The sequence below is a fragment of the Streptomyces sp. NPDC006458 genome (assembly GCF_040612135.1).
Classification (GTDB): domain Bacteria; phylum Actinomycetota; class Actinomycetes; order Streptomycetales; family Streptomycetaceae; genus Streptomyces.
Genome location: NZ_JBEXPR010000014.1, coordinates 146,265 through 158,589, shown reverse-complemented (window position 1 = coordinate 158,589; position 12,325 = coordinate 146,265). Strand labels below are relative to the sequence as shown.

Sequence of the window (12,325 nt, the reverse complement as noted above, 5' to 3'; positions counted from 1 at the left end):
TGCGTCGGACGGCACCCATCCTAACCAGCCGTTTGACAGAAAGTGTTCCGTCAAACAATCTTTGACACGGGCTCGAATCCCGAAGGGGAGGACCGAGGGGCGATCGCTACAGATTGTCCCGATTGTCCAGTTCTTCGGCTGGTGAACGCCTTATCGAATTAGCTCTTGCATCCGCTCGACACAGCCGGGTACGTTCCTGGCAGCGGCCCCACCCGCATCGGCAGAAACCATTCTCCGACGCCTTGGCAGAAGTGTGCCGTTTTCCCATCGGCTGGTACGCCCGATTCCACCAAGAGCCTTCTCCGCCGCGATTCCCTCACCCAGGAAACACAGGGTCACAGTGCTGCATCGCCATACCCCGAGCGGTACCCACCATCACCCCTCCCGTGGCTACGCTGCGAACACTCGGAACCACTGCCACAGCAGCCGCGTCCGTGTCATCGCCCGTACACGAAACGGGATCTGACGTTCCATCGAATCGGTCCCACTGTGCAGACACAGCGTCGTCCGCACCGTCTTCCCACACCAGGTCGTCGTCCAGAATCGGAGTTCCGTGTCTCCCGAACTGACCCCCGTGCTCAAGACCGTGATCGATCAGTCCTCTCGTGTGCTGAGGACGTACGCCGTCGATCCCGGACTCATTCCTGAGCACGCGAACGGAGAAAGGCGGATCGCGCAGGGCGGATACGGCGACCGGCAACTGTTCGAACTCGTGCAGAACGCCGCGGACGAAATTGCGGCCCATCCCGGCGGCTGCGTCCATGCCGTCCTCACGGACACCCATCTCTACTGCGCCAACGAGGGGACACCGGTCAGCCCGGAAGGCGCCGAGACCATTCTCCGGATGAGCATGTCGCGCAAGCGCGGTGGTCAGATCGGTCGGTTCGGCGTGGGTGTGAAGTCCGTCCTCGTCGTGACCGACGCCCCGCAGTTCTTCAGCAGCACCGGCTCCTTCGGCTTCGACCGCGCCTGGTCCCACGAGAAGATCCGCTCCGTCGCCGAGGTCACGGCCCGGCTCGGCGAAGAGTTCGAGACCCCCGTGCTCCGTATGGCGCGCCCGCTGGACGAGGCGGCCGAGCGGGCGGTCGATCCCGTCCTCGACGAACTTCTGGGCTGGGCCACCACGGTCGTCCGGCTTCCGCTGCTCGCGGGCGCCCCCGATCGACTGGGCCAGGACATGCACGGCGGACCGTCGGCCGGCGCCCGCGAGGAGTTTCCAGTCGGGTTCCAGCTCTTCTCGCCGCACGTCGCCAAGGTGATCCTCGAGGACCGTCGCCCCCGCCCCGTCGTGCGCCGGACTCTGACCGTCGAAGGGAACCGGGAGCTGCACACCGTACGGGAGGAGCGCCCCGGCAGGCACCCTTCGGCCAGCAGCTGGCGGGTTTTCACCCATCGCCACGAACCGACCGCCGCCGCCCGTTCCAGCGCGGGCGAGCTGCACGACCGGGTCTCACTCGACATCTCCTGGGCCGTGCCCGAGTACACGAAGGACACCAAGACCGGTCTGCTCTCCTACCAGAGCGGCCGTGGACGATTCTGGTCCTTCTTCCCGACCAAGTACGAGATGACGCTGAGCGGCATCCTCAACGGCGCCTGGAAGACCAACGAGGACCGTCAGAACCTGCTGGACTCCTCCCCGTTCAACCAGGAGATGATCCGGGTGGGCGCCCGACTCGTGGTGAAGTCGCTGCCCGAGCTGGCTCCCGCCGAGGACCCGGCGGCGTACCTTCCGCTCCTTCCCGGACGTTCCCGCGAGTCCGAGACGGTCAGTTGGGCCGACCGCTACCTCACCGAGCGGATCTGGGAGGCCACCGCCCACGAACCGTCGCTGCCGGACCAGGACGGCCGGCTGCGGGTGCCTCGCGACCTCAACATCCACCCGTCGCTCGGCAAGGACAACAAGTCGTTGGTCCGCTGGCTGACCCTGTGGAACGCCTTTCCCGGCCGACCCGCGAACTGGCTGCACCCCTCCGTGGAGGCAACCGACCTCCGCTCCGGCAAGGTGGAGCACATTCTCAAGGCCGCAAAGCGTGAACGCGCCTCCGTCCGCGAGTGGTTGGAGGCGCTCGTCGCCGACGGCACCGCCGAGGCGTCCGCCACCGCGATCCGCATCGTCGCCGACATGATCCAGTCGTCCTCGCCGTTCGCGGACGCGGCACGGGAGGCACGGGTCGTGCTGACCGAGGAGCACGGCATGGTGGCCCCCGTCGTCGGCAAGGTGTTCCGCCGCACCGACCAGGACGGGCTGCGCGAGTCGCTCGTCTACGTCGACGGCGCCCTGTCCGACGACCCGTCGCTCGCGAGCGCTCTGACCGTGCTCGAAATCCGTGAGGCCGACGTCCGAGGCCGCTTCATCAGCGTCCTCGACCAGGGCTTCACCTCGTACGGCCCGCAGGAATGGACACGCTTCTGGGAGCTGTTCCACCAGGCCGGCAGCGACCGGCTGTCGCACGAGGTCGTCCACCGCGTGCCGGTGCCGCTGTCCACGTTGTGCGTGCGAACCTCCGAAGGGCACTTCCGGCCCATGCGGGACTGTCTGCTGCCCGGTCCGGTCGTGACGCCGGAGTCGGACCCCGCACTCACCGTCGACGTCCGCTTCCACTCCGACGACATGGCGTTCTTCCGTGAGGTGGGACTGCGCGACCGACCCACAGGGGGACACCGCCCCGAGGAGGAGTCGTGGTTCGAGCAGTACCGGGAGGTCGTCCACAAGGAGTACTGCGCCATCCTGCCGAACCAGGCGGCCCGCCCGACGCTCGCCCGGATCAAGCTGGAGGGCGCGGCGGTCGGCGGCCCGCTGCGCCTGCTCCCCGTGCTCTCGGACGTGGCCCGCGCGAGGTTTCTGAAGGCGCTGCCCGAGGACGCCCTCATCGACAACTGGACCTTGCAGGTCGGGGCACAGGTCGGCACGCGCCGGCCCATCGCCTCGCCCGTGCGCTGGATGCTCAACCGTCACGGCCTCGTTTCGACCTCGCAGGGCCTGCGTCCGATCGGCGAGGCGGTCGGTCCCCAGCTCACCGCCTACAGCGACGTGCTGCCGGTGGCGGAGATCAGCGCCGAGAAAGCCCGCAAGCTGCGCCTCGCCGCAACCGTCGAGGAGGTGCCCGACTCCTTCTGGAAGCAGCTCCAGGACAAGCTCCAGGACAGCGAGGACGACGTCTTCGTCGGCAACACGTACGTGTTGCTGACCCGCTTGGAGGTGACCTTCCCCGAGGACACGCTCACCCGGTGCCGCATCGGCGACGAATGGGGTGTGCGCCCCGACGGCGAGATCGCCGTCGCCGCGTCGCAGGAGGAGTACCGGGCCCTGCGCGCCGAGCGGCTGCCCGCCCTGCTCACGGCGTCACCGGCGGACGCGGAGCTGCTCGTCAAGCAGTGGGGCATGCTGCCCTACGCCGACGTGATCAGCCGCGAGACCCGCTACGAGGCCGCAGGTGAGTCGGTCCCGCTCAAGGAGGCCTACCCCGCGCTGCGTCAGATGCACGGCTCCAAGGTCGACCAGTACACCCTGCAGCGGTGCAAGGTGCTCGAAGAGGTGACGCGCTCACCCAACGGCATGAAGCCCAGGACGCTGAACAGCAGCGTGCAGGGATCGGTGATCCTCGTGCTCGAACCTGCCACAGCGCTCGAAGCGCTGGTGGCCGTCGACCGTGAACTCCACTGGCGAATGGGCGAGTCCGGCTGCCGGCAGGTCCTGGAGGCTCAGCGGCGCCAGGAGGAGGACCAGAAGGTCAAGGATGCGCTGAAGGCCGTACGTGAGGCCGACGACGTCGTGGACAAGCTCCTCCTGCTGCTGGGGGCAGAGGCGCTGCGGGACCGACTGCCGGCGGGCCTGATGGACGGTGAGCGCGCGGAGAACGGCGGGGCCGAGCCCGAGGGCTTTCGCATCGCGCAGATGGCGTTCAACGCGCACGGGGACGGCATTCTCCAGGTGCACGCCCGCGACCTGCAGAACTTCTACCCGAGCCACGCGCCCACGTCCTTCACGGGGGCCTCCACGGCGGTGGCGTTCGTGGCGGACCTCCGTTTCCCGGACGCCTTCGCCGGATTCCGGGCGCCCTCCTTGGAGCCGCGGATCGACGTCGACGGACCGCGGCACTTCCCGCGCCTGCACGACTACCAGGAGCGGCTGGCGGCCAACGTCTTCACGATGCTGGATCGCATCGTCCCCCAGCGCGGCATGCTGTCCCTGCCGACCGGTGCGGGCAAGACGCGAGTCACAGCCGAGGCGGTGATCCGTTGGGCGAAGCAGGTCGGCCGGCTCGAAGGCCCGATCCTGTGGATCGCCCAGACCGAGGAGTTGTGCGAACAGGCCGTGCAGAGCTGGAAGTTCGTCTGGGAGAAGGTCGGTGCCGAGACCCCGTTGGCGATCAATCGGCTCTGGTCCTCGAACGAGGCGGGCCCTGTCACGGATCGACCGCAGCTGGTCGTCGCGACGGATGCCAAACTCCAGCAGCAGAACTGTCTTGCCGCCGACTCCTACGCCTGGCTCCGGAACGCCGCCCTCGTCATCGTCGACGAGGCACACACCGCCATCACGCCCCGCTACACCGAGATCCTTGCGCATCTGGGTCTGACGGCCTCCCGCACCGACCGTCATCTCCTCGGACTCACCGCGACGCCGTTCCGCAACACCAACCAGGACGAGACGCGCCGTCTTATCAACCGTTTCGGTGGCCGACGTCTTGACGACGGCGTCTTCCCCGACGGCGACGCGTACGGCGAGCTGCAGCGACTCGGCATGCTGGCGCAGGTGGAGCACCGGATCCTGCAGGGCGGAACGATCACTCTGAAGCCCGAGGAGAAGCAGCGGGCCGAACAGCTGAGCATGCTGTCCCGCGCGGCGGAACAGCGGCTGGCCGGCGACCAGGACCGTAACGCCCGCATCCTGGACGAGATCTCGGGCATGCACGACAGCTGGCCGGTGCTGGTGTTCGCGACCTCGGTCGACCACGCCAAGTACTTGGCGGCAAAGCTCCGCGACCGGAACATCTCCGCCTCCGCGGTCGACTCCACCACGTCGGCCAGCGACCGCCGCCGCCGTATCGACGACTTCCGGGCGGGCCGCACCCGCGTCCTCACCAACTACGGCGTCCTCACCCAGGGCTTCGACGCTCCCGCCACCCGAGCGGTCGTCGTCGCGCGGCCGGTGTACAGCCCCAACGTCTATCAGCAGATGATCGGGCGCGGCCTGCGCGGCCCCCTCAACGGTGGCAAGGAGACCTGCCTGATCCTCAACGTCGAGGACAACATCCAGAACTTCGACACCGCCCTGGCCTTCACCCAGTTCGAGCATCTGTGGAGCAGCAAGTGACCGACTCCTACGACGACAGCCCTCCGCTCACCGAGGAGCAGCGGGCCGTCGTCGACCTCCCCTGGGACACCCGCCTCCTCGTCACCGCGGGAGCCGGTTCCGGCAAGACCCATACGGTGGTACGCCGCCTCGACGCCCTGGTGGGCCGCGAGCATCCCGAGGAGGCGCTGGAGGCGAGCGAGTTACTCGTCCTCAGTTTCTCCCGCGCCGCCGTCCGCGAACTGCGGGACCGGATCGCCCGACACGGCGACCGGGCCCGCAGGGTGCGAGTCCAGACCTTCGACGCATGGGCGTATCAGCTGCTCGTGACGGCCTACCCCGACGAGGACTGGGCTGCCCGCAGCTTCGACGAACGCATCCGCGCGGCCACGGACGCGATCATGAACGGCGCTGTGGAGGCCGGAGAACTCGGCGCGCCCTCGCACGTGGTGATCGACGAGGCGCAGGACCTGGTGGGCGATCGTCGAGACCTGGTCGAGACCCTGCTCGACCGCTTTCAGCGCTCGTGCGGATTTACCGTGGTCGGCGACTCCGCACAGGGCATCTACGGCTTCCAGATCGAGGACGCTACGGAGCGAGCGGGGGAGACGGACAGGTTCCTCGTCTGGCTGCGGACGTCCTACGACGACCTCGTCGAACGCGAACTGACCCACAACTTCCGGGCGAGGAGCGCCGAGGCACGCACAGCCCTCGTTCTCGGCCCCCGTCTGCGGAGCCTGGCCGACTCGACCGCCGACCAGGAGGTCGCCGCCACGGCGCTCCATGCCGAGTTGCGTGACCGGTTGCTCGACCTGCCCGGTCTCGGCGACCTCACCGACGAGTTCACTCTGACGACACTGAAGGCGTATCCCGACACCTGCGCGATCCTGACCCGCGACAACCGACAGGCTCTCGCCGTCTCCGAGTTGCTGCATGAGCACGGGGTGGAGCACGCGCTGAAGCGCTCGCTGCAGGACCGGTCCGTGCCCTACTGGGTCGCCGAGCTGCTCCGCCACGCCGAGACCGCGACGCTCACGGAGTCCCGCTTCCTGGAACTGCTCAGGAGTGTTCCGCTGCCCGCCGGTGTGGATCCCCAACGGTGCTGGCGGTCGTTGCGTGCCGCCACCCGCCGCACCGGCCGCGGACTCGTCGACGTCGCCGCCGTCGGCCGTCTCGTCGCCCAGGGGCGGTTCCCCGACGAGCTGGCCGACCCGGAGCCGGCACGGTTGATCGTCTCGACGGTGCACCGGGCCAAGGGTCTGGAGTACGACCGGGTGCTGCTGCCGGTTCCCCCGACCGTCGCCGAGCTGCGCAAGGCACACGAGACCCTCGACGTGCCCGCCGAGGCGCGGGCGCTCTACGTCGCCATGACGCGCGCCCGCGAGGACATCTACCACGTGACCGGACCCGACACCTCCCGCATACGGCGCCACCGCCCCACCGGGCGTTGGTATGTGGGCGGTTGGCGGAAGCACGAGCGGTACGGCGTGCAGGTGATCGCGGGAGACGTACATCGGGATCACCCTCCGGGCTCGGACGGCCCGAACCTGTCCGCCGCCGAGACGCAGACCTACCTGCTCGACCAGGTGCGTCCGGGCGACACGGTGACGCTGCGGATGCGCCACGCGCTCCCTGCCGGCCCCGACCAGAGCCCGCCGTACGACCTGGTCCACGGCGACCGCGTGATCGGCGAGGCGTCCGAGCGCTTCCGCAGGGACCTGCACGCCGTGGAGACGATCTCACGCTCGTGGGACGTCAGCTGGCCGTCCGAGATCGTCGGTCTGCGGGTGGACACCCTGGAGACGGTCGCGGGCAGCTCGGCAGCCGCCGCCAATGCGGGACTCGGCGGCCATGGGGTGTGGACAGCCCCTCGAATCACGGGAATCGGAAGGTATCGACGCGGCGGACGCGCCGGGGAGGAAGAGGCATGACGCAGACCACCGGTGCGCACGCCGAGCACTACCGGGTCCGGGAGGAGATCGTGGCCCGCTTGCGGCGCGAGCTTCTGGGACCGGACGCCGAGGCGGGGGACGACGCGGTCGAGGTCCTCACCCAGGACGCTCCGATCACTCGCTATCCCATCGGGGTGCTGTTCCCCCGAGCCGCCGATGCCGAGGCCCGGCTTCGGCAGAAGGAGGACGCAGCCGAGGAGGAGGGCCTGGACGAGCACCCACTGCTCGGCGACGACAGGTCCGACGACACCGGGGCCTCCTTCGAGCCGCCGGCGTCCGGGGATCGCCGCCCGTCGACCATGGGTCTCACTTTCGCCGTCGACCCCGGTATCGCCTCCGAGATCGTGGTCTCCACGCGAGCCGCCGTGTACATCCCTGTCGACTCCGAGGGCCGCACGGTGTCGGCCCGGCGGGCGGAGGCCAGGACCACGGTCGGCCAGCGTGAGCACTGGCGACGCCGGGAACTGGAGCTGCCGGAGACGCCGATCGACGTCGTGCGGCCCGGGGCCCGTAAGGAGGAACTCGTCCGCGACAAGGTGGAGCTGCACATCCTCGTACGACCTGCGGACGTGACCTCCGGCACGGTGACCGTCACCGTGACGTTGATCAACGCCCAGGTCGTCGGCGAGCGGGAACTCCAGGACGCGTTCGCCCTGTTCCAGCCTGTTCTGCGGGTCCGGGCGGTCGACGGCGCGTCCGCCTTCGTCGAGCGCGCTCCCGATGTGTCCCCCGACGACATCGAGTTGGCCACGAGCCGCCTGCTGCACCGCCACGCCCCCACCTTCGCGGTGGGTCACGGCTGCTCCGCGCACTGGGACTGGACTCCCCCTCCGGTCGGTCTGACCGAGATAGTGCGTGCCGCGATCTGCGAGATCCGCACCGAGTTCCTGCCCACGCACGAGGTGCTGCTGACCGACTCCAACCCGGAGATCGAAAGAGCGCTCGGCAGCTCGGCCCTCGGCATGCTCGGCCTCGCCGAGCGCCCCGCCGCCGAGGTGTTCGCCGCGTTGCGCGGACTGGCCCTCGGCTACGAGCAGTGGATCGAGGCCAAGGCCTCGGACGCGGCCACGCTCGCCGGAACCCCCTACGAGGGGGCCGCGCACGTACAGCTCGACGCCTGCAGGGAGGCCCTCGGTCGGATGCGAGAGGGCATCAGGATCCTGACGGAGAAGCCGGACGCCATGGAGGCCTTCCGACTGGCCAACCGGGCCATGGCCGAGCAGCGTGCGCGCAGCGCCTGGGTGAAAGGCGGCCGCAGAGCGGACCTCGACCTCTCGGCCCAGCGCTGGCGACCGTTCCAGATCGCGTTCATGCTCCTCTGTCTCAGCGGCATCGACGACCCGAAGCACCCCGATCGCAAGATCTCCGACCTGCTCTGGTTCCCCACCGGCGGCGGCAAGACCGAGGCCTACCTCGGCCTGATCGCCTTCACCACGTTCCTGCGCCGGCTGCGCCGAGGCGCCGACGGAGGTGGGGTCACCGTGCTCATGCGGTACACGCTGCGTCTGCTCACCCTCCAGCAGTTCGAGCGTGCCACGATCCTCATCTGCGCGATGGAGTCGATGCGGCGGGCGAACCCCGAGCGCCTGGGCCACGAAGGCGTCTCCATCGGAATGTGGGTCGGCAGATCGGCCACACCGAACGACCTGAAGACGGCCGGTGAGAAGCTGCTGAAACTACGCGGGGGGCAGAACCTGCAGACGGAGAACCCGGTGCAGCTCCACGCCTGTCCGTGGTGCGGCACGGCGCTGGACGCCCACAATTACGCCGTGGACGAGGACGACGTCCGCATGGACGTCCGGTGTCCCGGCTCCGACTGCGACTTCGCCTCCGGCCTTCCCGTGCACCTGGTGGACGAGACCGTCTACAAGGCCCGTCCCACCCTGGTCATCGCGACGGTCGACAAGTTCGCCTCCATGCCATGGCGCGAGGAGACCGCCGCACTCTTCAACCGGGACCGCCCCGGTGACGCGACCCCGCCCCCGGAACTGATCGTCCAGGACGAACTCCACCTGATCTCAGGACCGTTGGGCACCCTGACCGGCCTGTACGAGACCGCTGTGGACGTGCTCGCGGACCGACCGAAGGTGATCGCCTCCACGGCAACCATCCGCCGCGCCTCCGACCAGGGACGCAACCTCTTCGACCGGGACGTACGCCAGTTCCCGCCGGCCGGGCTGGACGCCCGGGACTCCTGGTTCGCCGTGGAGACCGACCGCAGGACCAAGGCCAGTCGCCGCTACGTCGGTCTGCTGGCCCCCGGCACCAGCCAGTCGACCCTCCTCATCCGCACGTACGCGGCCCTGCTGCACCAGGCCATGTGCGCGGACACCAGCGACGAGGTCCGGGACGCGTACTGGACGTTGGTCGGCTACTTCAACAGCCTCCGGCTGCTGTCGGCGGCCGAGCTCCAGGTGAACGACGACGTCGAGGACTACCTGCGGCTGCTCGCCGACCGAGACGGCACCGAGGTACGTGTCTCCAACCGCTACTCGGAGCTGACGAGTCGAGTGGATGCGAGCCTCGTCCCGGCCCGGCTCAAGGAGATCGAGAAGAGGCTCCCGGATCCCGACGTCCGCGATGTCCTCCTGGCCACCAACATGATCGCCGTAGGCGTGGACGTGGACCGCCTCGGCCTGATGGCGGTGATGGGGCAGCCCCAGACCACGGCCGAGTACATCCAGGCCACCAGCCGCGTCGGCCGTGCCCATCCCGGCCTGGTGGCCGTGATGCTGAACTCGGCCCGGCCGCGTGACCGCTCGCACTACGAGGGCTTCCTGCACTTCCACTCCGCGCTCTACCGCGAGGTGGAGTCGACCTCCGTCACGCCGTTCTCCGCCCGATCCCGTGACCGCGGTCTGCATGCCGTGGTGGTGGCCCTGGCTCGCATCCTCATCCCCGAGGCACGGGAGAACGACGCCGCCGGCCGAATCCACGCGTACGTGGATCGCCTGTACACGGAGATCAAGCCCATCCTGACGAATCGCGTGTCCGAGATCTGCGGCGAGGAGCTGAGCGACACCTCCGACGCCTTCGACGAGTTCGTCGACTGGTGGCGGGCAATGGCGGACGGACACGGCGGTCTGTTGTACAAGCCGGTCCGCGGCAATCCCGCCCCCGCGCTGCTCAAGCCGTACGACGACGAGTCGGACAGTGACGCCTGGCCCACCCTGTGGAGTCTGCGCGATGTCGACGCCGAGTCCGCTCTCTTCCTGGAGGCTTCCCGATGACCCCGCCCCGCGAGCGCCGCCGCGGCTCGGCCGCACCTCGACTCGCCCTCCCCCGCCGCGGCTCGGTCCGGCGCTCCCAGATGATCACCACGTACGGGGTCGGGTCGCTGATCGCCGTCGACAACGAGTCGTTCATCGTCTCCGGTATCGACGACGCCTACCGGAGCTGGCCCCTCGACGAGGCCCCGATCGTCCACGAGCACCGTCTGGCCCGGGTCCTGGGGGTGAACCATTTCCGGCTGCCCCCGGCCTCGGAGGACACGAGCAAGGACGGGGTGCGTGTACGGCGTTTCCCGCTGTGGCACTCGTGCCCGAAGTGTCTGTCCCTCCAGCACGTGCGAGGCTTCAACCCACCCCCGGGCAGGAACGTCTGCACTGACTGCGACGACGAGCCGCTCGTACCGTCCCGCTTCGTCATGGCGTGCGAAGACGGGCACCTGGACGACTTCCCCTACTGGAAGTGGCTGCACCGTCGGAACCGCGACGACGGCGCCAAGGGTCACTGCGGCGGCGAGATGAGCATGCGGTTCTCCGGTCAGAGCGCCTCGCTGCGCTCCATCCTCATCTCGTGCGGCTGTGGGGTGCCGGAGGTGTCCATGGAGGGGGCCTTCCGCCGCTCTGCCCTGTCCGACCTCGGCGTGCGCTGCGAGGGCAAGCGGCCCTGGCTCAAGGACGTGCCCGCCGAGCACTGCGCACAGGCGCCCCGTACGCTCCAGCGCGGTTCGTCGGCGGTCTGGCAGCCGGTACTGAAGTCGGCGTTGTCCATCCCGCCATGGAGCGACGGTCTGGCCGACCGACTCGCGGAGCACTGGGAGAACCTGCGCGCCTATTCGTCCCGCACGGAGATCGAGATCTACCTCAAGGGAGCGTTCAGGGGCGAAGACTCGATCTCGGTCGACGCCGTCATGGCACTGCTGGACGCGGAGCAGGCGGAGGATCCGACCGAGGAGAGCGCCGGGAACACAGCCGCGGCGAGCCGTTACCAGGCGCTTCGGCGCCAGGAGTACGAGCGGCTGTGCGCGGGCAACGCCCTGCGGGACAAAGGGCGGGAGGAACAGTTCGTGTGCGAACCGCCGGTCTCGGACCCCGGAGAACTCGCCGCGTTCGGTCTGCGGAGGCCGATGCTGGTGAAGCGTCTGCGCGAGGTGCGGGCACTCAAGGCGTTCACGCGCATCGCGGATCCGGAGTCCAGTTCCGAGGGCCACGAGGCCGCGCTGTCCCTGACGCCGACCGACTGGCTCCCCGCGATGGAAGTGCGCGGCGAGGGCGTCTTCGTCCGCCTCGACGAGGACCGCCTGGACGACTGGGCGCGGTCGGTCGCGGTGGCGGCCCGTGTGGAGCGCATGCGCACCAACCACGAGCGCATGCTGCGCGAACGGGCCACCGATCCCGCCGAGGTGCCCCCGTCCCCGGCGACGCCCCGTATGGTGCTGCTTCACACCCTGGCGCACGTGCTGATCAACGAGTGGAGCCTGGAGGCCGGTTACCCGGCCGCAGCACTCCGCGAGCGCCTGTACACGGACGCCGGCATGGCCGGGCTCCTCGTCTACACGGCGACCAGCGACTCCGCCGGCAGCCTCGGTGGTGTGGTGGCCCAGGGCGAACCCAAGCGCCTCGGTGCGGCACTGCTCTCGGCGCTGCGGCGCGCAACGTGGTGCTCGGCCGACCCCCTGTGCGTCGAGGCCCGGTCCGCGGGCGCGAACCTGGCCGCTTGCCACGCCTGCGCGATGCTCCCCGAGACGAGCTGCGAGCACAACAACATCCTGCTCGACCGGGCGCTGTTGATCGGCACCCCGAACGAGCCCCAATTGGGGTTCTTCTCGCACATACGCTGACGTCGTGCACTCGGG

Annotated in this window: 4 protein-coding genes; all 4 read left to right on the top strand. The window is 69.2% G+C overall.

What is annotated here, in order from left to right; translation table 11 throughout:
• Positions 1-553: 553 nt before the first annotated feature.
• Genes ABZZ79_RS20565 through ABZZ79_RS20550 form a run of 4 tightly spaced genes read left to right on the top strand, consistent with a single transcriptional unit; the run spans position 554 to position 12,310 of the window.
• Entirely contained in the window at positions 554-5,314 is a 4,761-nt protein-coding gene (locus tag ABZZ79_RS20565; protein ID WP_356690688.1) for a DEAD/DEAH box helicase family protein, read from the top strand.
• The gene (locus tag ABZZ79_RS20560) at positions 5,311-7,224 is read left to right on the top strand and encodes a UvrD-helicase domain-containing protein (RefSeq protein WP_356690686.1); all 1,914 of its coding nucleotides are present in this window, start codon (positions 5,311-5,313) and stop codon (positions 7,222-7,224) included. The genes ABZZ79_RS20565 and ABZZ79_RS20560 overlap by 4 nt, the downstream gene beginning before the upstream one ends.
• Positions 7,221-10,475, top strand: a complete 3,255-nt coding sequence (locus tag ABZZ79_RS20555) for a helicase-related protein (RefSeq protein ID WP_356690684.1) — start codon at positions 7,221-7,223, stop codon at positions 10,473-10,475. Before ABZZ79_RS20560 ends, ABZZ79_RS20555 begins: the two co-directional genes overlap by 4 nt.
• Positions 10,472-12,310, top strand: a complete 1,839-nt coding sequence (locus tag ABZZ79_RS20550) for a DUF1998 domain-containing protein (protein ID WP_356690682.1) — start codon at positions 10,472-10,474, stop codon at positions 12,308-12,310. Before ABZZ79_RS20555 ends, ABZZ79_RS20550 begins: the two co-directional genes overlap by 4 nt.
• Positions 12,311-12,325: the final 15 nt, after the last annotated feature.

Excerpts from the sequence above, each read along its gene's own strand:
- ABZZ79_RS20555 (WP_356690684.1), top strand. The coding sequence starts at position 7,221 with ATGACGCAGACCACCGGTGCGCACGCCGAGCACTACCGGGTCCGGGAG.
- ABZZ79_RS20550 (WP_356690682.1), top strand. The coding sequence starts at position 10,472 with ATGACCCCGCCCCGCGAGCGCCGCCGCGGCTCGGCCGCACCTCGACTC.